Raw genomic sequence first — 25,867 nt, 5'->3', positions numbered from 1 at the left:
AGTAAATTTTCCATCTATTACCTGTAGAATATTTTTCACCTTATTGAATATAATAGAACATAAGTTCTGTTATTTGTGGTAAAATAATATATGAGGTGATTTTGTATGGATAGAATTATATTACATTCTGATATAAATAACTTTTATGCTAGCGTCGAGTGTTTATACAACCCCTCTATACGCAATAAGCCAGTAGCTGTTGGAAATAATTCAGATGCGACTTACGGAGTTGTTCTAGCAAAAAACTATTTAGCTAAAAAGTTTCAAATTAAAACTGGTGAATCTCTGTGGGAGGCAAAGCGAAAATGCCCTGAGCTTGTAATTGTACCTGCTAACTTTGACAGATATCTTAGATTTTCTAAAATGGCTATTGAGATTTACAATGAATTTACCAATCAAATAGAGCCTTTTGGACTAGACGAATGTTGGTTAGATGTTACTAATAGCCCATTTGGAGATGGCGAAACAATTGCAAACACTATTCGGGATAGAATAAAAAATGAACTTGGTGTAACAGTATCAATCGGTGTAAGTTTCAATAAGATTTTTGCAAAGCTAGGTAGCGACCTTAAAAAACCAGATGCCACAACTGTTATACATAAAGATAATTTTAAAAGTGAAATTTGGGAACTCAATGTTAAGGAACTCTTATGTGTAGGTAAATCAACACAGAATACATTAAAAAAATACAATATCTTATCCATAGGAGATCTCGCAAGCGCCTCTCCTCAGTTTATAAAGAGAGTGTTGGGTAAAAGAGGTGAAGAAATTTGGAGCTTTGCAAATGGTTATGATTCATCACCAGTTGCAGAACTAGACTCTAAGTCTCTTATCAAAAGTATAGGAAACTCTACAACTACTAAAAAAAATTTAGAAACTTATGAAGATGTGAAGATAATTCTTTATAAGCTAGTAGAAAGTGTAACCGAAAGACTTCGAAGACACGAATTTGTGTGCAGTACGATTCAAATAACTGTAAGAGATAATACACTCACTTCTTACGAAAGACAGGCAACTTTAGACATACCATGTTCATGCACAAATGAGATTTTTAATAAGGCTTTCGAGTTATTTAAAAGGCACCATAACCCTTTTATACCTGTAAGGAAACTTGGTGTTAGAGCATGTAATTTATCAAGCTCTAATATTACACAGCTTTCGTTTGATGATCAATTTGTAGATGTTCAAAAAAATGAAGAACTAGACAAAACAATGGATACCATAAGATATAGATTTGGCCACTTTGCTGTACAACGAGGCGTTTCACTTGTAGACACAGAACTTTCGAGTCTTAATCCAAAAGACGACCATAAAATCCATCCAATTGCTTGGACAAAATAAATTAAGTTGGCAAATGTCAATATATATTAGGAGTGCTTTATGAAAGAAAAAGTTTTTGTTGAAATAGTAGCGAAATATACTTATGAAGGTTCAATTCACCCATTAGCGATCTTATGGGATGATGGACGAGTATTTAAAATAGATAAGATCACAGATGTATGTAGAGCCGCATCTTTAAAATCTGGAGGTGTAGGAATAAGGTACACAATATCTGTGAAAAATAAACAGAGATACCTGTATTTAGACGAAGATCATTGGTTTATTGAGTCATAAGAGTTATAATTGTATCTATGTAATATTTATGTAGAATTAAGATTTATCTACTTTTAAAGTAAAGGAGAGATTACATTGAACTTCCAGATAAAAAAATTTGAGGATCTAACTGCTGATGAAATATATGAAATTTTAAGAATAAGAAGTGAAGTTTTTGTAGTAGAGCAAAATTGTGCTTTTCAGGACTGTGACAACGATGATCAAAACTCATACCATATTTTCACTGCCGAAAATGACAGAATAGTATCCTATCTACGAGTATTAAAAAAAGGTATATCTTATAATGAAATATCTATCGGTAGAGTCTTAGTCGCTAAAGATCACCGAGATAAAGGTGTTGCCAAGGAACTGTTGATAAAGGCTATAGAATTCATTGAAAATACTCTTAATGAATGTGAGATTAGAATTTCTGCACAAGAGTATTTAAAAGAATTCTATAGTAGCCTTGGATTTGAAATATCTTCTGACATGTACTTAGAGGACGAAATTCCTCACATAGAAATGTACTATAATAGCTCTAAATAAATATTATTTCGTAGTGCTTCTTCATCTTTTTTTGTAATACTAATGTAAATGATTATTTGTAGTGTTATTTCGACTACTGCTCTGCGATGACTCTGCATCTTAATCCTGTAAGGTCACTATCATCCAGCCACATAGTATATACAGTAAAGGGATCAGATCCTATTTTTCGTAAATTGGTTAAATTTTCGATAACATATACCCCTTTACTTTCACACAATCTATCAGCTGGTTGGTGTTCCTGACCTCTACGTATCCCCGAACAATCGATGCCGATAAAATTAATATTTTTATCAAGTAGATAATCTATTAATTTATGAGAAAGTTGAGGGTGATTGTTGAAATACTCTTTGCACCCATAATCAAATTTATCGATGTGAGATGTTCTAAAAATCACAAAAGAATTTTCTAAAATATTCGTTCCTTCAAGATCTTTTGGCTCAACCTCTCTATCATAGCAGATTTCTGACACATCTATTAAAACACCAATACTCTTAAAGTACTCTATCGGAATATCGCTCTTACAGTAAGTATCTAAATGAGTTCCAACGTGACCCGCTGCCCTTAATTTATTTTCCTGAGTTTCAACCCACTTCATAGCATCACTATCTTTTTCTAACTTTGTTGTCAAATCAATTATCATAATTACCCTCCTCTATTTCTATTCTTAAATATTCATTAAATTTTTCTAGAACATCTAAAGTTATATTTTTGTATTTATCCTCTATTTCTTTAAAAAATCTTTCGTCTGTTTTTTCCCACATACTATGAATTTTTTTATGCTGCAAGTATATATCTTTCCCTACCTCAGTCAATAAGAAATACCTTTCTTTCTTATTTTCAGGAATTTGAAAAACTCTAATAGCATCTTTATTTACAAGTTTTTTTATTATCTTACTTACTGCACTTTTTGTCATATTTAAATTTTCGGCTATTATAGTGACATTTACTGATTCAGATGCTCTGCCTATTGCATCTATAGTGTGAATTTCTGATAATGTATATCCCTCTATTATTCCTTTGCTTCTAAACTTACTAAGTACATCTTCTTTTTCATATACCTCTTTTAATACCTTAATTATTTTTTTATCAACATTCATAACTGACACCTCTTTTTAGTTTCCTAGGACACAATATTATTATATTACTTGTTTATCTATCTGTCAAATATAAATTTAAGCATTGGCATAATGCTTACTTTATCAATTCTTAAATTTAATTATATAATTAAAAATTCATATAAAAAAAAGCTACCTCAACTATTATGTTGAGGTAGCTTTTTTATTCATCTATTTTTCTAAAGATTTGTCTTCATCAGGATTAATTTCAACAAAATCCTTTTCTATACGAACAATATATTTGGCATTTACTTCGATATGATTTAGAAAAAGCAACAATCTTTCATACAGTGGTTTGGCTTCCTCACCGTACTTTTCATCCATGATTTCCCCAATCTCTTTAACTGTCCTATTGCCATCTATATTTAAAAATATAAAACTGGAATAAGCGTCTAGTTTAATATAAGTAACCTCAGGAATTTTAAATTGTAATTTTCTAAAAAATCTCTGTACCCAATGATCTTGTCTTTTTATTATTGTGACGATATTTTTTTCATCAACCTCGTATTCTAAATCATCTCTAATTTGATACACAAGGTTTAAAACCTCTTCATTACTCTTCATCGCTCTTCGCAGGCTTAGAATTCATGATAGGTATCGCTGTCAATATAACAAGGGCAGCAAGTAATATAAGCGCCATTCCGTTTCCAGCTGCAAATCCTGTTACTTCACCAAGAGTTATAACTCCTGTAACTTGTAGGATTATACCTATAAGACCTATTATAGATCCACCAGCAACTAATCCAGAAGATAAACTTACTCCGTTGGAAACTTTTGCTTCTTTTTCAGCGTCTGATTTAGACATTTTTTCAACTAGAACTCTTACTAAAGCACCTATTAATATTATAGATGTTGTTGATATTGGTAAGTAGAATCCAATAGCAACTGTCATTATTGGTAAGTTTAAGAAGTATAAAACTACCGCCATGAATATACCTATAAATATCATAACCCAAGGAAGATCCCCAGACATTATACCTGAAGTAAGTGTAGCCATTAAGTTAGCTTGTGGAAGACCGAATTGTGCGTCTGCTCCAGTTACAGCTAATTGATCTGAGTATTATCATTGTTCCTATAACAACTATAACACCAACTATAGCAGCGATAGCAAAATATTTTTGCATTTCACTTTTATCGCCACCAATTATATAAGTAACTTTTTGTGATTGTGAATATCCACCTGCAATGGCAATGGCAATAACTATTAATGTACCAAATAATAATAACGATTTATTGTCTTCTATACCAGTCCACTTCATTACAACGAATATCATAGTTACTATAACTAATGACGCTATTGTCATACCAGAAACAGGAAGGTTAGAAGTACCTATAGTACCAGTTAAACGTCCTGCAACTATTATGAATAGTAACATTAGAACTAATGAAGCTATAGTTCCTATAATCGCCATACCAATGTTTCCACCAGTAATCATAAATCCAGCAACAAATGATATAACAATACCAGCAAGTAGTATTATTATTTGTAAAGAACCTTTAGAGTCACCTTCACCACCTGTAGCTTTCATTGTTTCTTTTATTGAAGCAACTATAACAGGTATTAGCTTTATAGCACCTATAATTCCTCCAAAAAGCATCATTCCTGCGCCTATGTACTTAACATATGAACCTGCTATTGTACCAACTTCCATACCGTTTATAGCAACATCTGGAGCATTCCATACCATAGCACCAGGAGCAGCCATATCAGCAAAATAGCCGATTAATGGTGTAATACCAAAGTTAGCTAACATTGAACCTGCAAACATAGTAAGTGATATCTCTAAACCAACTATAAACCCTATACCAAGTAATAGCGGATTCACTTCTATATCCAACTTCCATTTGTAAGCTCTTGTTCCGACAAAACTAGCCATGTTGTTTACAAGACCTAAAACAGATCCAGTTAACACAGTAAGGACACCACCTATACCAAATCCAATTCCCATGTACTTAAGTGATTCTCCACCTGTGTCAGATGCAACTAAAGTTTCAGAAATAGCCATTGATTCTGGATACATTAAGTTTCCATGCTCTTCAATGATAAGGTAGTTGTGAACTAGTGCTGCTATACCTATACCAAATAGTACACCACCAACTCCTACTGCTAGACCTTCAAAAAACGTAATCTTACCACCAATTAGTAAAACCGCTGGCAACACGAATATCGCACCACTAGCAACTGATTCCCCAGCACTTGACATCCCTTGAATTAAGTTCTTACCTAAAATTCCTTTTTCTTTTGCAAAAACTCCAACTAATCCTGCACCAAGAATAGCACCTGGAATACCCGCTGCAACTGTTAACCCGGCTTTCATACCTGAATATGTAGTTGATGCAGCGAAAACTGCAGATAAGAGTATACCTATTAAGAGAACTGCTATATTCCCGCCTGTTCTCGATTTGTCGGTAACATAAGGTACATAATCTTTACCAGAAACGCCACCATATGCTCCCGTAGGCAATTTTTTCTTCATTTTTTTCACTCCTTTTTGGCTAATTATTATCCAATTAAATAATACCATAATTTCATGAAAGATTGGAGTACCCTTTTTTTAATTTTTAGTCTAACACCTTGATATAAGCTAGTTTGAGCTATTCAAGAAAATTTACATAATATTTTCAATTAAAAAAACATTATAATCCATCTTATAAATTCTCCAAAATGTCCAAAAAAGCATAATATTAGACATGGAAAATTTAATTAGGATTTGCCAAACAATCTTCCATATATGTTATTATGCCACTAATTTATTATTTAAAACAGTTTATTTATTTTATCAATAAAAAAACAAGAATAATTCGACTATACGTTAAAAAATTTAATTTAAATATCCTTATAATTAATTGCTAATTAATAATTCTTAAAAGTTGCCCTGACACTGTTAGCAAAAAGGATAGAGAGGTCAAATAATTATTATAAGGATTACTTTATATACAAAAATTATTTAACCACTCTACTAATGTTAAAAAAAATTAACTTTACATAAACATTATCAAACTAGCTGCCATAACAGCCATCCCTACAACCATCCCATATATAGAAAGATGATGTTCACCGTACTCCCTCGCAGAAGGCAAAAGCTCATCTATGGAAATGAAGACCATTATCCCTGCTACTCCTGCAAATATCACTCCAAATAAAACATCGTTCATAATTGGAAGTAATATCATAAACCCTATTATAGCCCCAACCGGCTCTGATAAACCCGACAAAAAGGAATATATAAATGCCTTCTTCTTACTACCAGTTGCATAGTATATTGGTACAGATACTGCAATACCCTCAGGTATATTATGTATCGCTATAGCCACTACTATCGGTATTGCAAGAGATGGCTCTTGTAGTGCCGAAACAAATGTTGCAAGTCCCTCTGGGAAGTTGTGAATCGCTATTGCTAAAGCTGTAAATACTCCAGTTCTCATAAGACGACTGTTGTTTATATTAGATTGTCCTTCTACATTATCATCTTTTGAGCCATCGAATATGTCTTGGCCTTTTTGATGCCCGTCTGCTTTTGCAATTTCTTTAGTTTTTAAATTTCCTAATTGATCCTCCGATTCTATTTTTATTAAAGTTTCCACTCGTTCAACTTCGTGCGGGTTATCTTCTGATGGTATCAATTTATCAATTAAAGCTATCAAAATCATACCTCCAAAGAATGCTAATACAGTTACAATAGTCCCATTTTTTAATCCTAAAGGAACTATCAACGTATTTTTTGCTTCTGTAAATATCTCGATCATAGAAACATATATCATAACTCCAGCAGAAAAACCAAGACTTACTGCAAGGAATTTTGTATTTGTCTTTTTAGCAAAGAATGCTATTGCACTTCCTATTCCCGTCGATAAACCAGCTATCAACGTCATCATAAACGCAAATAAAATATTTTGATCCATAAATTCCACCTACCTCTTTATACTATTGTCTAAATTTATTAGTTGTCTTTTTAGTTACAAAATTTAATCCAAGACTTTTAAAAGTCCGTTCATTTTCTATATACTATATTTAAATTATAATTTAATTGTAATCTATATTAAATATTATATCTAATAAAACTGCATTGATTTACAAGTATTCTATAATTTTTTATACTACATAACTAAATAATATACCAATGAATGTTTTACATAAATTAATTTTTTTAAATATAAGAAAAAAACTATTCATTAATTATTTACCCAAAACCGAGGTTCTTCAATCACAAACAATATATTTATATAGTAATTTAATTAATATTTTTTTAAAAATCTTATTTATATAAAGTAATTTTTTAATTCCACATAATTTTACTTCGTAATTGATATTGACTTTCATTTTCTATTTTGTTAAAATGAGTACTGACATAGGAGGAACTATAATGAATAAAAATATACTGCGATTGATTTCAAATAGAACCACATTAATAATTTTGCTTCTAATTCTATCAGTAGTATCTATAGGAATTGGGGTCGAAAATTTTAGTTTTCGCGGCTTAATCAAATACAATGAAAGTGATTTGTATCTGCTTATGATCAGTAGACTACCAAGATTAATAAGTATAATCATAACAGGGGCAACGCTTAGTATAGCTGGACTAATAATGCAGACTATAACTAATAATCACTTTGTATCACCATCTACAGCAGGTACAATGGAATGGTGTCGTCTCGGTATACTGATTTCAATTATAGTAGCAGGAAATGAAGCTAAGATATCTAAGATGTTAATCGCTTTTGCTGTTTCTCTGCTAGGAACTATGCTCTTTATGAATCTTTTGCAACGTATTACATATAAAAACGCTATCATGGTGCCTCTAATCGGTATTATGTTAGGGAGCGTTGTAAGTGCGATAACGGAGTTTCTTGCCTATAGATACGATGTAATTCAAAATATGTCTTCATGGCTTCAAGGAAGTTTTTCGCTGATCATAAAGGGTCGATATGAACTACTTTTTATAGGTATACCAGTGCTAATAATCGCATACACATATGCTGGTAAATTTACCATCGCAGGAATGGGTGAAAGTTTTTCTACAAATCTTGGACTAAATCATAAGTGGGTTGTAATGATTGGTCTAATTATTGTTGCATTTATAACTTCATTAGTTGTTATAACAGTTGGAAGTATTCCATTTGTAGGTTTGATAGTACCCAATATTGTAAGGCTTTATAAAGGAGATAATCTAAAGAATACTCTACTCGATACAGTTCTTATCGGTACATTATTTATTCTTATTTGCGACATCATAGGGCGTACACTTATATCGCCATATGAAATATCAATAAGCGTAGTAATTAGTATTCTCGGAAGTATCATATTTTTGGGAGTCTTATTTAAAAAGAAGGAGGCGCTATGATAATCAAAAGACAGTTTTTCAAAAAACACAGCAGAGATATAAAAATAATTTTACTTCTCTTTTTAGCAACGTTATGCGTAATGTCTTTTTACACTTTCTGGGGCCTAACTGAAAAAAATATAGGATATTATCTTCCAAGAAGAAGTTTAAAAATGTTGGCAATAATAGTTGTAAGTTACTGCGTAGGATATTCAACAGTAACATTCCAGACTATAACAGGTAACAGGATACTAACACCTAGTATTATAGGACTTGATTCATTATATTTATTTATACAAACTGTTATCGTTTTTTCTTTCGGATCGAAGCAACTTTCCATGATGACCGGATACCCAAATTTTATTCTGTCGATAGTATTTATGATAGGAAGTTCGTGTTTACTATTTTACTTCTTGTTTAGAGGTGAAAATAAAAATCTATATTTTTTAGTTCTAGCAGGTATGATAGTTGGAACTCTGTTTAGAGGTATGTCTACGTTTATGCAAGTACTTCTTGATCCAAACGAGTTTTCAGTGCTTCAAGGAAAGATGTTTGCATCTTTTAATAATATAAATCAGGACTTATTAGGTATTAGTTTGTTACTGATAATAATTATCATTATAATCACACTAAAGGATCTTAAAGAATACGATGTAATCGAACTTGGAGCCGATCATGCTATAAACTTAGGTATATCGTACAATAAAGCAGTACTAAAATCACTTATAATAACATCTATTTTGATATCAGTATCTACTGCTCTAGTTGGTCCGATAACATTTTTAGGAATATTGGTTGTAAGTTTATCACGTAGAATTGTAAAATCCTACCATCATAGCTTGCAGATAATTGCTGCAGTACTGATTGGATGCTTGTCGCTTTCTGTTGGTACATTAATTGTTGAAAAAGTGTTTCAATTTTCAATCCCGATAAGTGTAATAATAAACTTCTTCGGAGGAATATGCTTCATATATCTTTTATTAAAGGAGAGTAAAAAATGATAAAACTAAAAAATATATCTAAGCATTACGGTAAAAAAGAAGTTATAAATAACGTGAATCTTGAACTTCCTCAAAATAAATTGATAGCATTTATCGGTAGTAATGGAGCTGGTAAAAGTACATTGATCTCTATAATAAGCCGAACTCTCGCTAAAGATGCTGGAGAAGTATTTATAGATGACAAAGAACTTAAAGATTGGAACAACAGTGAATTATCTAAAAGACTATCGATACTGAGACAATCAAATCATTTAAATATCAGACTTACTGTTAGAGATTTAGTTAGCTTTGGACGCTACCCACACTCTCAAGGTAAATTAACAGAAGAGGACGAAAAATTTATTGATGATTCTCTAAACTATTTAGGACTTACAGATTTACAAGATAGATTCTTAGATGAGCTAAGTGGTGGACAAAGACAGATGGCGTATATAGCAATGGTTATTGCCCAAGATACAGACTACATATTCCTAGATGAACCGCTAAACAACTTAGACATGCTACACTCTGTTCAAATCATGAAAGTCCTTAAAAGACTTGTAAATGAATTAAATAAGACTGTCATGATCGTTATACATGATATAAATTTCGTATCTTGTTATGCAGATTATGTAATAGCAATGAAAAATGGACAAATTGTTCAAGATGGGGATACAAAAGATATTATGAATTCCCCAGTACTTAAAGAGATTTATGGAATGGATATAGACATTCAAAATATTGACGGCAAAAACATATGCCTATACTACAGCTAATATTTAGCTGAGTTTTGCAAATCTGTTGATAATGATAATTAATAGCATTTTGCTAATTAAAAATAAATTATAAAATAATTGGAGGAAATAACAATGAAAAAACTATTCTCGATGCTTTTAGTATTAACAATGACAGTAGTCATAGTAACAGGTTGTAGTCCAAAATCGGACAAAAAAGAAGAAAGTAAAAATGCAACGGAATCATCAGAAAGCGCTGGTGAAGTAGTATTTAAACACTCAAAAGGAGAAACAAAGGTTCCTAAAAACCCTAAAAAAGTTGTTGTTTTCGATATGGGTATATTAGATACAATGCAGGCACTTGATGTAGATGCAGATACTGCGGTACCATTAGATAGCCTACCAAAATATCTTTCAAGCTTTGAAAAATCAACAAATGTTGGTGGTATAAAAGAGCCAGATATGGAAGCAATCTTTGCATTCGAACCTGATGCAATATTTATATCAGGAAGACAAGAAGAATACTACGATAAATTATCTGACATAGCACCTACTGTATACATAGACTTAGATGCAGAAACTTATATGGATGACTTCAAGAAAAACACTACAGAAGTAGCTGAATTATTTGGAAAAGAAGATGATGCTAAAAACTACTTAGATAAAATAGATAAAAAGATCGAAAAAGTAAGCGCAATGGCTGAAAAATCAGACAAAAAATCTTTAATAATATTAACTAACGATGGAAGTTTAAGTGCTTACGGTAAAGGATCTCGTTTTGGAATAATCCATGATGTTCTTAACTTAAAAGCTGCTGACGAAAAAATAGAAGCCTCTACACATGGACAAGAAGTAAACTTTGAGTATGTATCTAAAATAAATCCTGATATGCTATTTGTAGTTGACCGTGCTGTTGTAACTGGTGGACAAATCAAGAGTTCTGATACTCTAAACAACGATCTAGTTAAAAACACAAACGCAGGTAAAAATGATAAGATTATAAACTTAGATCCTGAATTCTGGTACTTATCAGGCGGAGGTTTACTTTCAGTTGATGGTATGATAAACGAAGTTGAATCAGCTTTAAAGTAATTAATTAGATAATCCTAAAACTATATAAAACAGATTACGTTTAATATTAAGAGTGAAAAAAGTAAAATTTTTGTTATAGAATTTTGAAATATAAAGTTTTATATCATAAAATTTTCAAAGGTATTTTTCACTCTTTTTTTATTTATATTTTATTTCGTATTATATAAATAAACCACACTATCAATCCAAGAATGTACTTGCATTACAATATCATCAAAGCCAACCTTAAGGGGTGAATTATAACTGGAGTTACCAACGAATTCATTGCCTAGTAACGTATTTTCGAGTTTCTCAAAGCACTTATCTGATCCACCTCCTGAGTGGCATGCAAATAAAGCGATCTTCTTTCCTTTTAAATGATTTTTCGAAATGAACGACGCAATTGGAGATGAATAGCTACCTGCCCAAACAGGTGTCCCAATAAATATAGTGTCGTACTCATCTAAATCTATTTTTTCATTTAATAGCTTCGGATTCTCGTTTAGCATTACGCTTTTTCCACCTAAAAAAAATTTCATGAATCCCTTTTTAGGTATTTCTTTCTCCGGTCTTATCTCAAGTATATCGACATCTATCTTTTGCGATATAATACTTGCAATCAACTGTGTATTTCCTCCTAATGAATAATATACGACCAATGATTTCATTTTAATTTACCCCCAAAATTTTTATAGATAATGTAATGTTCTCTTCTATATTATCGGTTATTACATAATATTCCTTAATTTATTAAATTCAAAAATGTTTCTTAGAATTTAGTTTCTATTCTATAGTAAAATATACCAATCCGCCCCCAAGTAGAGTTGTTTCTACCCAAAGCCTTATATCAAAGTCTCTCTTCACACCTTCGTCAGATGCTGTTGCATAAACTGTCCCATTTTCATCTTCCCAAAGTTCAACCAATGTTACCCAGTGCCAATTGTACAGATTATCGACTCTACCATTTGATAGATTTAAAAAAGCTACTGGACAATTATTTTCTAGACCTTCCCTTATAAAATCGATAAATTCTTCAGCTGTAGGTCTTTTACAATCCAATCTACTTCGTACATTTAGCGAATGTCCCTTAATCTCGACTCCTCGTGAAGCTGCATACTTTTTAGATCCTTCAATAAAAAGAGATGTCGAATTTGTTCCTTTTGCTGTTGGAGTAACACAACTCCATAAATTTTCCATATGCTCTAAAAATGATACTTGCTCATATGGTGGTCTTAGATCACATAAATCTTTAGCTTTTGGATTTTGACTTGATATATAAGCAAATAAATTTGCAGCTGATGATGGACCACAACCGCTCTTTCGTTGCCATTCGCTTTTATACCAGTTTTGATTTGCTCCGTACTCTATTTTTCCATCTTTCGTTTTAATATTTAATATATCTTTGTTCATTTTGATTATTCACCTACTCTATGTATTGTTGTGTTTAATAATACAAATAATGAAATACTACCAGATTATTATCAGCATTATTCTGTAAAAAATTCAAAAAACTTTATATTCTAATATTAACCAAAGTAACCTTAAGTTACAATATACCCTAAGTGACGAATTTGTCAATAAATAACTAAGAAAACTGCCATCAATATTTGAAGTTATTTATATAAATATTGATGGCAGTAGGTGCTTCTATAAAATTTTTCTATTATGATTTTAATTTAAATTTACCTCAAGTTTCCAGTCAGAAATTTTCATAAAAAACATATTTTTTATATTTTTTATTCATTATTCACTATACACTATTCATTATTCAAATATTGATTTTACTTTCTTCAATTCTTCACGAATTTTAATTCCTTGAGGACAGTGCTTTTCACATTTCCCACACTCCACACAATTTGATGCCTTTTGTTTAGGCACAAGCAATTCATTATATAAAGTTTCTTCACCAAACATATGATGGTTATTGTACATAGTAAAGCAAAAAGGTATTTCTACACCTGAAGGGCATGGCATGCAGTAACCACAACCTGTGCAGTTTACTTTTATCTTTTCTTTAAATATAGCCTTCGCCTTGTTTACAATATTTACTTCGTCTTCAGTCAGTGATTTTTCTTTTGAATCGCCTGCTGTTACAAGATTTTCTTCAACTTGATCCATAGTGTTCATACCACTTAATACTACTGATACTTCAGGATGATTCCAAATCCATCTTAAAGCCCAATCTGCTGGAGTTCTTTTGTCTTCAGCACTATCAAAAATATTTTGTACATCTTCTGGCAGATTTACAGCAAGTTTTCCCCCTCTAAGAGGTTCCATAATAGTAATCCCTAATCCTTTTTTAGCTGCATATTCTAGCCCCTCTTTTCCAGCTTGAAACTCTTCATCCAAATAATTATACTGAATTTGGCAGAATGACCAATCGTAATAATCCACAATCTCTTTAAATAAATCTAACTTGTCATGAAATGAGAACCCTGCATATTTTATTCTTCCATCTCTTATTGCTTGATCTAAAAATTCATCAACACGTGCTTCTTTTAAAATCGGCCATACCTGACTATCAACAGCATGCACTAAATAGAAGTCAATTTGATCTACCTCCAACCTCTTTAGCTGATCGTTTAAATATTTATCCATATCTTCTCTTGTCTTTATCAACCAGCTTGGGAGTTTCGTAGCTATGTTCACCTTTTCTCTGTAACCACTTTTTAATACCTTTGCCAAGAAAGGTTCACTTTGACCACTGTCTTCCATTCCATTACCATGATAGGGATACGCAGTATCAATATAGTTAACTCCTCCGTCGATTGCACGATGAATTAACTTAGTCGCCTCATCCTTATCAATTTGGCTTGGATCACCTTCTGGCATAAGCGGAAGTCTCATACATCCAAAACCTAAAATAGATACCTTTTCATTGGTTTTTCCGAACTTTCTGTATAACATACAACCCCTCCTTTTACTGAAACTATAACATAAAATAAATTAAAACAGCTAATATAACATCAATAAAGTATATTTGGCTGTTTTAAAATCATTCCATAAGTTCATTTTTTCTGTATAAAGTACGAAATAAAAAACAGTATATAGATGTGAGTTAGGTAAAAATAGAAAGCATGGATTATAAATTTGTTCATATATAATAGTAGAAATGCCCATTGCTAACAATATCAAATGTGTTATTAGCAATGGGCATTTTAAAAAGTTTTATATCATCTTAATATTTCTTGATTTTTTATATATTTATTTTTGCATAAAGTATGAAATAAAAAATAGTATATAAATATGAGCTGGATAGAAGAAGTAGAAGAAATTACGCATTCCTCTTCCCTTTTCTCCATTGTAAAGTACAATTGGTATTGATGCTAAGCACATCATCCATTGATAATTCTCTGTAAATGGATTTCCTGTTCCTGTAAAGTACGCTAATAATGCAACAGTAACTAATGCACCTACCTGCATTCCCTTTCTACCATGGAATTTGTAAAAAAGAACTGCAAGAATTATAAATAGTGGACCACCTTCAACTATAATTGGTATCGGAACAATATTCATTAAAGTTGTAAATATTTTAAGGTATATAGAATTTGAACCAGTTGATGATAATGCTATTAATACTATTACACACATCAATATTGGTATTAGCATTAAAACAATAGATCCAAATATTTTAGATTTTTTCTTTTCATTCCATCCTTCGTTAAACATATCGATGGAATACATATAAAATACTCCTAAAAATAAAGTACCAAATATATTATTTATGACCATCATATTCCCAATTTGAAAATATTGATTGACTATATAGTTCCCGACATTCATGATCCAAAATCCCAAAAGCAATCTAAACATGTATTTCTTTTTATTTCTTGTATGAATATATCCTTCTGAACTTGTAAACAAGAAGATTGGCGCAACTAATCGTCCTAACCAATGAAACCATACTGGTGCACCTAAAAATGCAAAGAATTCCCCTATATGATCAAATACCATTAAAATAATACCGTATAATTTCAGCTGAAAACTAGTGATTCCTTTTTTTATGTCTTCCATTTCCTGACCTCCTACTAACTCATTATAAATATATAATATAGGATTTACAGAAAACGTGCCTTTTATTGATATTACATTTATATAACAAAAATGTAAGGAAAACGAATGCTCGTAAATTTTATATTTCTTTAATGTTTTTAATATAATTGCTAATATCTTTATCATAATCTGGATTTTGCAAAGTCTAAGATTATTTTATACATTTCATCTTCAGTTCTCAAATTCTCGTCTTATAATCATACAATTTTATCTATAGTTAATTTTCTTATAAAATATTAAATATTATTAATGTTAATTATTTTTAAGCATTCTTCTAATAGTAAATACTACTACACATGATATTAACAATAAAACAGCTGAAACTTTAAAAGTAAAAACAAAAAATGGTGGGAAAGCAGAATACATAGAACCTTTATATCCCCATACTGCGGCGGCGGCTGATAATACAACAATATTTAATAATATAAATCGAATTTTTGACGCATATTTTAACACTTCGTTTCCATTCATAATAACCACTCCCTATTTTAATTTGAAGCTTTGAACTTATATTTTCATTCTGTTTCTTATGATAAAATACAATACTATCACAATCAATTCAATTGTAATGAAAATTCCATATGCAACTATTGAATCAATTTGAACTATTCCATTTCTAAAGAAGACAAGCGCTATTCCTGTAAGTAGAATTGGTAATCCATTCTGCTGTACAGTGTTTTCACCAGTACCATAAAAAAGCGGCAAATTTAACTTTAACTCTATAAAAAAGAAAATTATACCTAATGATATAAATAACATTCCAACAATACCAATAATAATACCTACCATACAACCATCCCCCATTTTTTTAATACTTACCAAAAAGGTCAAACTGAATATTCAGTTTGACCTTTAATTATAAAATCTTAGATCAAACTTATGAGCACACATAATTATTTATTCTAAGTTTTTACTTGATTTCTTTCTTCTTTTCACACTCTCCGATAGAAGGTATTCAATTTGGCCATTGATTGATCTAAAATCATCTTCAGCCCAAACTGCTAACTCTTCCCATAGCTTTGGAGATAGTCGAAGAAGTACCTGTTTTTTATCTTTATCTTTGTTAGCCATCTAGGTCACCCTATCTACTATTCTATAGTTAATATATAGATCCACTATTTACAATTGGTTGCGCATCCTTACTTCCACAAAGTACTACCAATAAATTACTTACCATTGCAGCTTTACGCTCTTCATCTAAATCGACAACATTATTTTCATTTAGTTTTTCAAGAGCTATTTCTACCATTCCAACTGCACCTTCTACAATCATTTGTCTAGCATCTATTATTGCTGCTGCTTGTTGTCTCTGAAGCATTGCTGCTGCAATTTCTTGAGAATATGAAAGGTGTGTTATTCTAGCTTCCATAATTTCAAGACCTGCTATATCAACTTTTGATTGTATCTCTTCTTTTAATTTTTGTGCTATTTCTTGACTACTTCCACGAAGTGATTTTTCGTTATCATTTACATCAGCTGTATCATATGGATATAGACGAACTATATTTCTTAAAGCTGAATCACATTGTGTAGTTAAGAACTCTTTGTAATTATCAACATTAAATACTGCGTTTGCTGTATTTACAACTCTCCATATAACTACTATCCCTATGATTATTGGATTTCCTAATTGATCATTGATCTTTTGTTTATCATTGTTTAGAGTCATTGCCTTTAAAGATATTCTCTTACTTGGAATATATACTCCCTTGCTCACATTTCTACCGCCTTCTTCTGTATCTGCTGGTGGTGATATCGCTGTAGCGAAAGGATTCACAAAGTAGAAACCATCTTCACGTATACTTCCATAATACTTCCCAAATAACGAAAGCACCAATGCCTCATTTGGCTTTACTACTTTTAATCCAAAAAAGATGATTGGAGCAACTACAAATAGATATAAGAAAAGCAATACTGCTACACCTATCTTAAATGCATTTGGCTCTCCTGAAAGCATAAATACAATCCCTATTATATCTAAAACCATAAGAACGATATTCAGTAGTAGAATAGACATACCATTTTTTGATTTTGCTTTAAATTCTTTAAATTCTCTTTTTTCTACATTGGATAAATCATTCATAAATAACACCCCTTTTTGATTGTTTTTATATGTTTTTGATATTGTTTTGATATCATTATTATATTTCTAATTTTATCCAATGTCAATTACAAAATATCTTAATTTTGTAATTATTTCAGAGAAAGTCCATAGATTTCGCTCTTTTTACAAGGTTCTATGGAATTAATTTTTTTTATTATAAATTTTGAAGCCTCATTTCAGTCACGATTTTTCCATCGCTCATAAACATAATACACTCTGTCTGAGCTGACACCTTTGCATCATGAGTTATAAGCATAACTACAGTACCATCTGCGTTTATGTCGAAAAATATGTTCATGTTGCCGGAAGAATGATGTTGTCGAGGATATTCAGATTTTTCAGCAAAGTTGGCTGCTAAAAAAACTATAATGGGAAAATGCTTATATCTTATTGAAGTTTACAAAAAAACAGGATTTTGCTGATAAGCTGGTAAAAACCTGCCATCAAACAAAATCCTGCTTTTTCAATTATTAAAAACTTTAATATCTATTAGTTAACTTTAGTTTTTACACTCTTTATCCATTTAACAACTTCCATTTGGACTATTGATAACACTGACAATCCTAAAACTATAGCCCATTCTGATCCACTTAAAAAAGTAAGTTTAAAGGCTGATTGTAGTGCTGGAATTAAAAGTATACAAAGCATTAGCGCTCCCGAAACTACAAAAGATACAGAAAGCCATGGATTGCTTCCCTCTGCACGAACCCATATTGGTTCCGTATTAGATCTCTGATTTAATGCACGAAGCATCTGTGAAAACGCAAGTACACTAAACGCCATTGTCTGACCTGTAGTGTAACTTCCAAACTCAACACCTATCCAGAACGCTGCTATTGTAAGTATTGCCACAAATACACCTTGTGTTACAACTCTCGATATCAAATCTTTTTCAAACAATGTCCCAGACTTTACTGGTTTATGTTTCATTATATTTTTACTTGCTGGATCTACACCGAGTGCTAAAGCCGGCAATGTGGCAGTTGCAAGATTAACCCATAATATATGAACTGCTAAAAGCGGCGCATCCCAGTTAAGTATAGTTGCTACAAATAAAGTCGTAATCTCAGCAATATTCCCGGCAAGCAAGAACTGTATTACCTTTTGTATATTTCTATAAACTCTACGACCTTCTTTTATCGCATATGCAATAGTTGTAAAGCTGTCGTCAAGCAGTATCATATCCGATGCGTCTTTTGCAACATCGGTACCTGTTATACCCATAGATACTCCTATATCTGCTGATTTTAATGCAGGAGAGTCGTTTACGCCATCGCCGGTCATTGCTGCAACTTCACCTGTACGCTTTAATGACTGTATAATATTTAATTTATCTGCTGGTGAAACACGAGCAAAAACTGTAGTAGTTTTAACTGCTTTATCTAGCTCATCATCTGTCATACTATCTAGCTCTTCTCCGGATATAACAGTATCTCCCTCATTTAATATCTCAAGCTCTTTTGCTATTGCTATAGCAGTATCCTTGTGGTCACCAGTAATCATAATAGTACGAATGCCAGCTTTTCTACAAGTTTTAACTGATTGTGCAACTTCTTTTCTAGGTGGGTCTATCATTCCAACTGCACCTACAAATGTTAAATCAAACTCTATATTTTCATAATCTTCGTCTGGAACAGATACTATATCCTTTCTAGCGAATCCCAGAACACGAAGTGCGTCTTTAGACATATCTAAACACAACTTCTGTATGTTATTTTTATCCTTGTCTGTTATCTCACGTATACCGCTTGAAGTCAGTATCTGTGTACATAAAGGTAATATCTCATCTACAGCACCCTTTGTGTACACTGTGAATTTATCATCTATATCATTAACTGTGGACATACGCTTACGCTCGGAATCAAATGGCTGTTCAAATAATCTAGGATATTTATCTTCTAGAGTATCATGGTCAATACCAAATTCCTGAGACATATAGATTAGAGCACCTTCTGTCGGATCTCCAATAATCTCACCTTTTCTATCTGGGTCAAAACTTGCATTGTTACACAAAGCACCTGCGTATACAAGTTCTCTATATACATCTGGATGTTTATCCTTCGCATCAGAAATTAAAGTAGTTTTACTATCTTCAAAATCTCCATTTACTGCAATATGAGTTACTGTCATTTTATTTAAAGTAAGTGTGCCTGTTTTGTCACTACATATAACTGTAGTACTACCAAGAGTTTCAACTGCTGGCAATTTACGAATAAGTGCATTTTTCTTCGCCATACGTTGAACTCCAAGAGCCATTACTATTGTTGCAGTTGCTGGTAACCCCTCTGGAATTATTGATATAGCAAGAGATATCGCAACTAAAAATTGTGGCCCAAGAGGTCTGTTATATAATGCTCCTATGCCGAAAATCAGTATACACACTATAATCCCAACTATTGTAAGTGTTTTACCTACAGAGTTTAGTTTTCTCTTTAAAGGTGTATCAAAATCATCTTGATTTTCTAACAATCCAGCAATATTTCCAACTTCTGTATCCATTCCAGTTTCAGTAACAACACCAATCCCACGACCATACGTAACTATTGATGTCGTATACACCATGTTGTTACGGTCACCAAGGGCACTATTTTCTTCTAGTATCTCGTCTGACTCCTTTTCTGATGGAACAGATTCACCTGTCAACGATGCTTCCTGAACCTTTAAATTAACTGATTCAATCAACCTCATATCAGCAGGAATCATTGATCCATCCTCTAAAAACACAATATCACCTACAACTATTTCGTTTGCAGGTATGATGCTCTCCTCACCTTGTCGAAGAACTTGTGCATTTGGAGCACTTATACTTCTAAGAGCCTGTATTGACGACTCTGCTTTTTTCTCCTGTACAATACCGATCACTGCATTTAACACTACGATAGTCAAGATTACAAAAGCTTCTGTCCATTCCTTTAAAATAAAAGAAAATGCTGCTGCACCTATCAGTATTAAAACCATTGGATCTGTAATTTGCGACCACAACATCTGCCATATTTTTTTTGAAGGCTTCTGACGTAGTTCATTTGGTCCATTTTTTTCTAGCCTTTTAGCCGCCTCGGCATCGCTTAATCCTTCTTCTGAAGTTTGAAGAGATTTATAAACATCATCAATATTTTTTGAATGCCAAGGCATCCGTCCGTGACTTTCCATAATAGGAAGATCACTCCTTTCTTTTTTAGTTTAATTTATATAAGTCAAGACACAAAAAAGACATAGTGTTTTAGTTTTAAAAAACTACACAGATATGCCTTGTATATTCTTGATTCTTATTAAGTTTTAATGTATTTATGTTGAGACTCCTTTCAGAGTCGCTTTCATCGGAATCATCCATAATTTGTAAATCTACTCTCCTCATAAAATAATTAAAAACTATATAAATATTATAGCTCAATAAAATATGAAGTACAATAAGATATACAATAATTTAACGAATCCTTTACATTCGTTGTAATATCTATTTAATTATTTATGTATTTTCGAGCATCTTACAATGTTTAAATACAAATTATCACAAATAAGCCTATTAATCCATACTCCATATATAAAATCACTTAAATTCGTTATTTAATATACTTTTTTAATTTAAAATACCTAACCGTGATAAATTATCAAATGGCTAGGTATTTTAAATTAGTTATTTTAACTTCTCAATATATTCTTGTAATTTTTGAGCTTGAAGTCCTTCTACTTCTGCGTATGCTTTAAAGCAACTACTTAAATCTTTGTCTTCTATCTTATCGGCATACAGCATAAAATCTCTAACCTTTTCTTGAGTATCTAATAATGCCTTTTTCAGATAATCTTGTGTGTTCATTTCCATACAATCACCTCATATAACATATTTTTAATATTATCTCACTGTATGGAATTATTATTCACTAATATTAAAATCATTTAATCGCTAATTATTTTGTACGTTGAAATTTTTTGTATACTATCCATTTCGCCAAAACTGCGCAACACTATAACTTTTCTATTTGAACCGATTTTTAGACACCTCAACTTTCAAAATCGAATAAAATTTTACATTGATTAATATCCACATACTAACCCCTAGCATTTATTTTTATAAATCTTATATCTGCTACTGCATACGTTGATAAAGGCCTATAATCGCTATCATCACTATGAGCTGCAATCAATATATCATCCGCCGTATTAAAAAATCCAGTCTCAACAACTAAAAGTGTATGAGTGAATATAATCCCCGAATTAGACAATTGAATTACATCTCCAGGCTGTAACTCTGACATTGAAACTAGCTTCCCAAATGGACCTACACCTTTATTTGTCATTAAGAACCTATACAAAAATTCTACCCCAGTCCAAGCTGGTGCTCTATTATTTGCATTTATATAGTACCATCCATAATCTTTTGTAAAATTCATTTTAGCTCCACCTGCATATAAACATTGCGAAATAAAATTTGTACAATCGCCCCCTATACCAGCGAAATTTAAGTAAGCTGGATTCCTATTGAAAGCCCATCTATGTGCGTACGCTACTGCTTTTTCTCTATTATAAGCCATCTTTTACCTCCCAATTTTATCTATATATTATTAGGATATGTAACGCTTAGTAAAAAGTAACAGTTTATCAGCATGCCGTAACGTATCTCTATGATTCGTGATCTCAACTCATTGCCTTTAAATTACATTTTTTTAAGATATCTATATAGCTTATAGAATTTTATATGGAAGTAATTCATTGTTATAATTCTTCAAATTAACTGCTCTTGTATCAACAAATTTTATAGTCTCTCTAATATCGGAACCTCCTTAATAGTTGATTATTACCCCGCTGTTACTTCACTCATCCACATAGAATAATACTTTCCTTTATTCTTCATAAGTTTTTCATGACTTCCCTGCTCAAGTATTTTACCATCACCTACTACTAAAATATTATCAGCATTTTTTATTACTGAAAGATTGTGTGCGATAATAATTATAGTTTTATCTTCCTTAACTAGTTTAGATATCGCATCTTTTACATAAAGTTCATTCTCAATATCTAAAGATGCTGTAGCCTCGTCTAAAAGAAGTATTGGGCTATCTTTTAATATAGCTCTGGCTATTGAAATACGTTGTTTCTCTCCGCCAGATAATCTATTTCCATTTTCCCCTACAAATGTATCGTAGCCTTTTTCTAGATCTTTTATGAAATTGTTACAGTTAGATGCTTTACAAGCTTCTATTATTTCTATATCTGAGGCTGCAGGTTTCGCAAATTTTATATTATTTTTTATACTATCATTAAATAAGAAAACATCTTGATATACCATTGAAACACTCTCAAGTACTTTTTCAGAGTTTATATATTTAGTGCAAAATCCACCTATTTTTATATTTCCGCTATCTGCCTCATAATATTTTGAAATTAGATTGAGTATAGTAGACTTTCCTGATCCAGAATCACCTACAATAGCTGTTAATTCACCGTGTTTGGCTTTAAAGCTAACATTGTTTAATACTGGGTTGTTCTCAACATAACTGAACGAAACATTCTTAAATTCAATATCGTAGTTTTGGGGATCAAAGTTATTTTCAGAGTAATTATCTTCTTCTTGATGTGCCAAACTATCCATAGATTTTTTTGAAATCATAAGGTTTTTATATGTTGTTAAGTCTATAAAAAGTGTTCCCATTAATTGAGATATAAAAAACGATAGTATTACACAAATTATATACTCTGGTGAACCGAAATCATTGGCTAGCCATTTAGCTCCTCCGATTACAATCGTTAGCGGCATACTTAGATCCATTATAATTCTATAAAGATTCCCTACTGGTACAACTTTAGACTCGAATCTATAACTTATATCACTTATATCTTTTAACGATTTATTAATCTTATCATTTTTTACTCCACCTAGCCCGTAACTTCTAAATGTTTGAATTCCATTGATATATTCAACTAAATCACTTACATTGTCATCGAGTATATCCTTCTTCATCCCTCCGTATTTTGTTACAATTTTTGCTGATAGTACCATAAAAGGAATAATAAGCAATGCTAAAACTATATTTATAGAACCGATAATTGGATTTATAGTTGATAAAAATAACAGTGTAACTACTACTAAAGTTATATTTTTAGCTATTTCCCCAATTTTGTGGCCTAAAATATCTTCATAGTTATTCACATCGTTGGTTATTATGTTGATAAATTCTCCTGTTTTATACTTAGAGAAATTTATTAGTGGAAGATTTTTTATCTTTTTTCCTAAAAAAATTCTTATATTCCTTGCAGTTGAGGATCCACCAGTATGTCCTAATGTATAACCTATTGAATACAAAAGTAAACGTACTATAAATATTCCTGCTAATAGTATACATAAATTTGTCAACTTACTTATTTCAAAAGTATCTTTAAATAGAGAGTCTATAGTTAAAAATACTATTCCAAGTACGGAACCAGTAAGTAGACCTTCGATTACATTTAGTATTATCGAAACAGTTAGCTTTCTATCTCTTCTTATCCATACAGATTTTTCCATATTACACACCCGCCTTTACTGCGTACTCTATCGATCTTGTTTTATCGTATATTTCAAAAACTCTGCGATAGTAGTCATTAACTTTTAGAAGCTCATCATGTAATCCTATATCTGTGACAGTATTATTTTCAACAACCGCTACCCTATCACATTTCTTTACTATGTTTAACCTATGCGCAACTATAATTACCGTCTTACCTTTACATAAATTATCTATAGCTGTGTCTATGTCTCTTTGGTTCTCTGGGTCGGCTGCTGAAGTTGCCTCATCTAAAATAAGTATAGGGGCATTTTTTAATATGGCTCTTGCAATTGCTATTCTCTGTTTCTCGCCACCACTAAAACGCGAACCATATGCTCCAACTTTTGTACTATATCCTTCTGGTAAGCTTTCAATTACATCATGGATCTGCGCCTTTTTAGCTGCATCAATTACTTCTTCAATAGATGCATCTGTACCCATTTTAATATTATCGAAAATCGACTCTTTTGTAAGAAAAGTATTTTGGAATACTATTGATATATTATCTAATAAAGTTTCATAGTCCATATTTTTTATATCCTTGCCGCCTATTTTGATACTTCCTTTATCTATATCAAAAAATCTTGCGATAAGCTGTATTATTGTACTTTTACCCGCTCCAGATTTTCCGACTAGTGCTATTTTCTCACACTCATTAATTGTTAGATTAACATTCTCTAATATATTTGTTTTTTTATCATAAGAAAAACTTACATCCTTAAATTTGATTTCAGTATTTTTGGGAAATTCTGAACTACCCTTTTTATATGCAGGAATTTCAAGAATCTTACTTGCATTATTTACTCCATTTAACACTTTAGAAAAGCTTGAACCTAGTTCCATCAAAGGACGAAGCTCTGAAAGATAAAGACTTCCTACAAAAGCAAATAACATCAATCCTCCCGCACCTATTTGTCCATGATTGTACATTATCCCTCCTACTGGGATTATCAATGCTACACCACACTGTAAAATTATAACGAAAATCGCATATAAAGGTCCCATTTTATGTGCTACTTTTTTCCACAAACTCTGCTGCTCGTCTATTGCACCTTTATACTTTTTAAAAGAATCAGAACCCATATTGTAAGCTTTTATTAACTTCATACCATTTATATATTCAATCATTACTGAATTTAAATTTCCTATAACTCTATTGAGCTCATTCATTCTTTTATTTTCACCCTTAAACATTTTAAGTTGGATTAAAATTCCAATAGGCACTGGTATCAACGAGATTAGAGCTAGTTTTGGATTTACAGTACACAGATAAATAAATATAGCTATCGGTCCACTTAAATACATAAAAATTTCAGATAGATGGTGTGCTAAAAACAACTCCAACTTCTCTATATCTTCGCTAATTACTTTTTTAATTTCTCCAGAGTCTCTATCACTTAAATATCCCAAAGGTATCTTAGCCATATGATTTATGATCATACATCTCACTTTGTAAAGAGCATTGTATGCACCTTTATGTGAAGCTACTATACCTACCGCCATGAATACATATCTTACAATAATAGAAATCGCTAGTACAACACTATACTGAATTACCATATTCATCGAACCATGTTTATAAAACACAATTTCGATGATTTTATATATTGTGATATATGGGATTACTACCATAAGTCCGCTCACAAGGCCACAAAATATTGAAAAATATAACTTATATTTTTCTTTGCCAGCCCATTTAAATAAAACTAAAATAAGATTTTCCTTTTTCTTATCCATAAAATCTCCCTCCAATATTCTTTCGTAAATATAGGATACTTTATGGACAAATCATTATCTACTCCGTTAAACCGTAAATGCTCCATTTTGAA

25 protein-coding genes and 1 pseudogene are annotated in these 25,867 nt (G+C 31.6%); 7 read left to right on the top strand and 19 right to left on the bottom strand.

Going from position 1 to position 25,867, the window contains the following annotated elements:
- Positions 1 to 105: 105 nt before the first annotated feature.
- The 3 genes from J2Z43_RS09550 to J2Z43_RS09540 all read left to right on the top strand — a co-directional run bounded on the left by J2Z43_RS09550 (position 106) and on the right by J2Z43_RS09540 (position 2,139).
- Positions 106 to 1,341 (top strand): DNA polymerase Y family protein, encoded by a 1,236-nt coding sequence (locus tag J2Z43_RS09550; RefSeq protein ID WP_209456978.1) that lies wholly within the window; start codon positions 106 to 108, stop codon positions 1,339 to 1,341.
- Between the two features lie 39 nt (positions 1,342 to 1,380).
- Positions 1,381 to 1,614: a hypothetical protein gene (locus tag J2Z43_RS09545; RefSeq protein ID WP_024620241.1), complete on the top strand. Its 234-nt coding sequence runs from the start codon at positions 1,381 to 1,383 to the stop codon at positions 1,612 to 1,614.
- Between the two features lie 75 nt (positions 1,615 to 1,689).
- Positions 1,690 to 2,139, top strand: coding sequence for a GNAT family N-acetyltransferase (locus J2Z43_RS09540; protein ID WP_209456977.1), 450 nt, complete (start codon positions 1,690 to 1,692; stop codon positions 2,137 to 2,139).
- A gap of 73 nt (positions 2,140 to 2,212) precedes the next feature.
- Here the strand turns inward: J2Z43_RS09540 and J2Z43_RS09535 are convergent, their stop codons facing one another.
- The 5 genes and pseudogenes from J2Z43_RS09535 to zupT all read right to left on the bottom strand — a co-directional run bounded on the left by J2Z43_RS09535 (position 2,213) and on the right by zupT (position 7,157).
- Positions 2,213 to 2,779, bottom strand: coding sequence for a cyclase family protein (locus tag J2Z43_RS09535; protein ID WP_209456976.1), 567 nt, complete (start codon positions 2,777 to 2,779; stop codon positions 2,213 to 2,215).
- On the bottom strand, positions 2,769 to 3,236 hold the full coding sequence (locus tag J2Z43_RS09530; protein WP_209456975.1) for a MarR family transcriptional regulator: 468 nt from the start codon (positions 3,234 to 3,236) through the stop codon (positions 2,769 to 2,771). The genes J2Z43_RS09535 and J2Z43_RS09530 overlap by 11 nt, the downstream gene beginning before the upstream one ends.
- Before the next feature lie 189 nt (positions 3,237 to 3,425).
- Complete coding sequence (locus J2Z43_RS09525) at positions 3,426 to 3,818, bottom strand: PqqD family protein (RefSeq protein WP_209456974.1); 393 nt, start codon at positions 3,816 to 3,818, stop codon at positions 3,426 to 3,428.
- Positions 3,808 to 5,731 (bottom strand): annotated as a pseudogene (locus J2Z43_RS09520) (OPT family oligopeptide transporter). Before J2Z43_RS09520 ends, J2Z43_RS09525 begins: the two are co-directional and overlap by 11 nt.
- Positions 5,732 to 6,236: 505 nt before the next feature.
- A complete protein-coding gene (zupT, locus tag J2Z43_RS09515) occupies positions 6,237 to 7,157 on the bottom strand; it encodes a zinc transporter ZupT (protein ID WP_209456973.1) in 921 nt (306 codons plus the stop codon).
- Positions 7,158 to 7,618: 461 nt separating this feature from the next.
- Here zupT and J2Z43_RS09510 point away from each other — a divergent pair, with 461 nt between their 5' ends.
- The 4 genes from J2Z43_RS09510 (at position 7,619) to J2Z43_RS09495 (ending at position 11,381) form a co-directional block, all read left to right on the top strand.
- Complete coding sequence (locus J2Z43_RS09510; RefSeq protein WP_209456972.1) at positions 7,619 to 8,596, top strand: ABC transporter permease; 978 nt, start codon at positions 7,619 to 7,621, stop codon at positions 8,594 to 8,596.
- Positions 8,593 to 9,576 carry an iron chelate uptake ABC transporter family permease subunit gene (locus J2Z43_RS09505; protein WP_209456971.1) on the top strand — a complete coding sequence of 328 codons (984 nt, stop codon included), beginning with the start codon at positions 8,593 to 8,595 and terminating at the stop codon, positions 9,574 to 9,576. The genes J2Z43_RS09510 and J2Z43_RS09505 overlap by 4 nt, the downstream gene beginning before the upstream one ends.
- Entirely contained in the window at positions 9,573 to 10,331 is a 759-nt protein-coding gene (locus J2Z43_RS09500; protein WP_209456970.1) for an iron ABC transporter ATP-binding protein, read from the top strand. Before J2Z43_RS09505 ends, J2Z43_RS09500 begins: the two co-directional genes overlap by 4 nt.
- Positions 10,332 to 10,424: 93 nt before the next feature.
- Positions 10,425 to 11,381, top strand: coding sequence for a siderophore ABC transporter substrate-binding protein (locus J2Z43_RS09495; protein WP_209456969.1), 957 nt, complete (start codon positions 10,425 to 10,427; stop codon positions 11,379 to 11,381).
- A 149-nt stretch (positions 11,382 to 11,530) separates the two neighbouring features.
- Here the strand turns inward: J2Z43_RS09495 and J2Z43_RS09490 are convergent, their stop codons facing one another.
- From J2Z43_RS09490 to J2Z43_RS09425, 14 genes are all read right to left on the bottom strand, one after another.
- Positions 11,531 to 12,028 carry a flavodoxin family protein gene (locus tag J2Z43_RS09490; RefSeq protein ID WP_209456968.1) on the bottom strand — a complete coding sequence of 166 codons (498 nt, stop codon included), beginning with the start codon at positions 12,026 to 12,028 and terminating at the stop codon, positions 11,531 to 11,533.
- A gap of 115 nt (positions 12,029 to 12,143) precedes the next feature.
- Positions 12,144 to 12,770 carry a hypothetical protein gene (locus J2Z43_RS09485; protein WP_209456967.1) on the bottom strand — a complete coding sequence of 209 codons (627 nt, stop codon included), beginning with the start codon at positions 12,768 to 12,770 and terminating at the stop codon, positions 12,144 to 12,146.
- A gap of 354 nt (positions 12,771 to 13,124) precedes the next feature.
- Entirely contained in the window at positions 13,125 to 14,267 is a 1,143-nt protein-coding gene (locus tag J2Z43_RS09480; protein ID WP_209456966.1) for an aldo/keto reductase, read from the bottom strand.
- A gap of 297 nt (positions 14,268 to 14,564) precedes the next feature.
- Positions 14,565 to 15,374 carry a TraX family protein gene (locus tag J2Z43_RS09475; protein ID WP_209456965.1) on the bottom strand — a complete coding sequence of 270 codons (810 nt, stop codon included), beginning with the start codon at positions 15,372 to 15,374 and terminating at the stop codon, positions 14,565 to 14,567.
- Between the two features lie 291 nt (positions 15,375 to 15,665).
- Positions 15,666 to 15,884 carry a hypothetical protein gene (locus tag J2Z43_RS09470; protein ID WP_027702749.1) on the bottom strand — a complete coding sequence of 73 codons (219 nt, stop codon included), beginning with the start codon at positions 15,882 to 15,884 and terminating at the stop codon, positions 15,666 to 15,668.
- A 36-nt stretch (positions 15,885 to 15,920) separates the two neighbouring features.
- The gene (locus J2Z43_RS09465; RefSeq protein ID WP_209456964.1) at positions 15,921 to 16,202 is read right to left on the bottom strand and encodes a hypothetical protein; all 282 of its coding nucleotides are present in this window, start codon (positions 16,200 to 16,202) and stop codon (positions 15,921 to 15,923) included.
- 108 nt (positions 16,203 to 16,310) lie between these two features.
- Positions 16,311 to 16,484 carry an Arc family DNA-binding protein gene (locus tag J2Z43_RS09460; RefSeq protein WP_185748295.1) on the bottom strand — a complete coding sequence of 58 codons (174 nt, stop codon included), beginning with the start codon at positions 16,482 to 16,484 and terminating at the stop codon, positions 16,311 to 16,313.
- A 28-nt stretch (positions 16,485 to 16,512) separates the two neighbouring features.
- Complete coding sequence (locus tag J2Z43_RS09455) at positions 16,513 to 17,496, bottom strand: SPFH domain-containing protein (protein ID WP_209456963.1); 984 nt, start codon at positions 17,494 to 17,496, stop codon at positions 16,513 to 16,515.
- Positions 17,497 to 17,671: 175 nt separating this feature from the next.
- Complete coding sequence (locus J2Z43_RS09450) at positions 17,672 to 17,815, bottom strand: hypothetical protein (protein ID WP_209456962.1); 144 nt, start codon at positions 17,813 to 17,815, stop codon at positions 17,672 to 17,674.
- Positions 17,816 to 18,006: 191 nt separating this feature from the next.
- Positions 18,007 to 20,667, bottom strand: a complete 2,661-nt coding sequence (locus J2Z43_RS09445; RefSeq protein ID WP_209456961.1) for a cation-translocating P-type ATPase — start codon at positions 20,665 to 20,667, stop codon at positions 18,007 to 18,009.
- A gap of 484 nt (positions 20,668 to 21,151) precedes the next feature.
- Positions 21,152 to 21,337: a hypothetical protein gene (locus tag J2Z43_RS09440; protein ID WP_024620260.1), complete on the bottom strand. Its 186-nt coding sequence runs from the start codon at positions 21,335 to 21,337 to the stop codon at positions 21,152 to 21,154.
- A 226-nt stretch (positions 21,338 to 21,563) separates the two neighbouring features.
- Complete coding sequence (locus tag J2Z43_RS09435; RefSeq protein ID WP_209456960.1) at positions 21,564 to 22,046, bottom strand: amidase domain-containing protein; 483 nt, start codon at positions 22,044 to 22,046, stop codon at positions 21,564 to 21,566.
- 263 nt (positions 22,047 to 22,309) lie between these two features.
- Positions 22,310 to 24,016, bottom strand: a complete 1,707-nt coding sequence (locus tag J2Z43_RS09430) for an ABC transporter ATP-binding protein (protein WP_209456959.1) — start codon at positions 24,014 to 24,016, stop codon at positions 22,310 to 22,312.
- Position 24,017: 1 nt separating this feature from the next.
- Positions 24,018 to 25,775: an ABC transporter ATP-binding protein gene (locus J2Z43_RS09425; RefSeq protein ID WP_209456958.1), complete on the bottom strand. Its 1,758-nt coding sequence runs from the start codon at positions 25,773 to 25,775 to the stop codon at positions 24,018 to 24,020.
- Between the last annotated feature and the right edge of the window lie 92 nt (positions 25,776 to 25,867).

Origin of the sequence: Metaclostridioides mangenotii (genome assembly GCF_017873185.1) — a bacterium.
Classification (GTDB): domain Bacteria; phylum Bacillota; class Clostridia; order Peptostreptococcales; family Peptostreptococcaceae; genus Metaclostridioides; species Metaclostridioides mangenotii.
The sequence above is the reverse complement of the archived record's forward strand: the minus strand, read 5'-3'. Positions and strand labels throughout refer to the sequence as shown.

Excerpts from the sequence above, each read along its gene's own strand:
- J2Z43_RS09505 (WP_209456971.1), top strand. The coding sequence starts at position 8,593 with ATGATAATCAAAAGACAGTTTTTCAAAAAACACAGCAGAGATATAAAA.
- J2Z43_RS09495 (WP_209456969.1), top strand. The coding sequence starts at position 10,425 with ATGAAAAAACTATTCTCGATGCTTTTAGTATTAACAATGACAGTAGTC.
- J2Z43_RS09455 (WP_209456963.1), bottom strand. The coding sequence starts at position 17,496 with ATGAATGATTTATCCAATGTAGAAAAAAGAGAATTTAAAGAATTTAAA.
- J2Z43_RS09425 (WP_209456958.1), bottom strand. The coding sequence starts at position 25,775 with ATGGATAAGAAAAAGGAAAATCTTATTTTAGTTTTATTTAAATGGGCT.
- J2Z43_RS09430 (WP_209456959.1), bottom strand. The coding sequence starts at position 24,016 with ATGGAAAAATCTGTATGGATAAGAAGAGATAGAAAGCTAACTGTTTCG.
- J2Z43_RS09535 (WP_209456976.1), bottom strand. The coding sequence starts at position 2,779 with ATGATAATTGATTTGACAACAAAGTTAGAAAAAGATAGTGATGCTATG.
- J2Z43_RS09490 (WP_209456968.1), bottom strand. The coding sequence starts at position 12,028 with ATGAAATCATTGGTCGTATATTATTCATTAGGAGGAAATACACAGTTG.
- J2Z43_RS09445 (WP_209456961.1), bottom strand. The coding sequence starts at position 20,667 with ATGGAAAGTCACGGACGGATGCCTTGGCATTCAAAAAATATTGATGAT.
- J2Z43_RS09440 (WP_024620260.1), bottom strand. The coding sequence starts at position 21,337 with ATGGAAATGAACACACAAGATTATCTGAAAAAGGCATTATTAGATACT.
- J2Z43_RS09475 (WP_209456965.1), bottom strand. The coding sequence starts at position 15,374 with ATGGAAGACATAAAAAAAGGAATCACTAGTTTTCAGCTGAAATTATAC.
- J2Z43_RS09480 (WP_209456966.1), bottom strand. The coding sequence starts at position 14,267 with ATGTTATACAGAAAGTTCGGAAAAACCAATGAAAAGGTATCTATTTTA.
- J2Z43_RS09525 (WP_209456974.1), bottom strand. The coding sequence starts at position 3,818 with ATGAAGAGTAATGAAGAGGTTTTAAACCTTGTGTATCAAATTAGAGAT.
- J2Z43_RS09510 (WP_209456972.1), top strand. The coding sequence starts at position 7,619 with ATGAATAAAAATATACTGCGATTGATTTCAAATAGAACCACATTAATA.
- J2Z43_RS09545 (WP_024620241.1), top strand. The coding sequence starts at position 1,381 with ATGAAAGAAAAAGTTTTTGTTGAAATAGTAGCGAAATATACTTATGAA.
- J2Z43_RS09500 (WP_209456970.1), top strand. The coding sequence starts at position 9,573 with ATGATAAAACTAAAAAATATATCTAAGCATTACGGTAAAAAAGAAGTT.
- J2Z43_RS09460 (WP_185748295.1), bottom strand. The coding sequence starts at position 16,484 with ATGGCTAACAAAGATAAAGATAAAAAACAGGTACTTCTTCGACTATCT.
- J2Z43_RS09550 (WP_209456978.1), top strand. The coding sequence starts at position 106 with ATGGATAGAATTATATTACATTCTGATATAAATAACTTTTATGCTAGC.
- J2Z43_RS09435 (WP_209456960.1), bottom strand. The coding sequence starts at position 22,046 with ATGGCTTATAATAGAGAAAAAGCAGTAGCGTACGCACATAGATGGGCT.
- zupT (WP_209456973.1), bottom strand. The coding sequence starts at position 7,157 with ATGGATCAAAATATTTTATTTGCGTTTATGATGACGTTGATAGCTGGT.
- J2Z43_RS09450 (WP_209456962.1), bottom strand. The coding sequence starts at position 17,815 with ATGAACATATTTTTCGACATAAACGCAGATGGTACTGTAGTTATGCTT.
- J2Z43_RS09530 (WP_209456975.1), bottom strand. The coding sequence starts at position 3,236 with ATGAATGTTGATAAAAAAATAATTAAGGTATTAAAAGAGGTATATGAA.
- J2Z43_RS09470 (WP_027702749.1), bottom strand. The coding sequence starts at position 15,884 with ATGAATGGAAACGAAGTGTTAAAATATGCGTCAAAAATTCGATTTATA.
- J2Z43_RS09485 (WP_209456967.1), bottom strand. The coding sequence starts at position 12,770 with ATGAACAAAGATATATTAAATATTAAAACGAAAGATGGAAAAATAGAG.
- J2Z43_RS09465 (WP_209456964.1), bottom strand. The coding sequence starts at position 16,202 with ATGGTAGGTATTATTATTGGTATTGTTGGAATGTTATTTATATCATTA.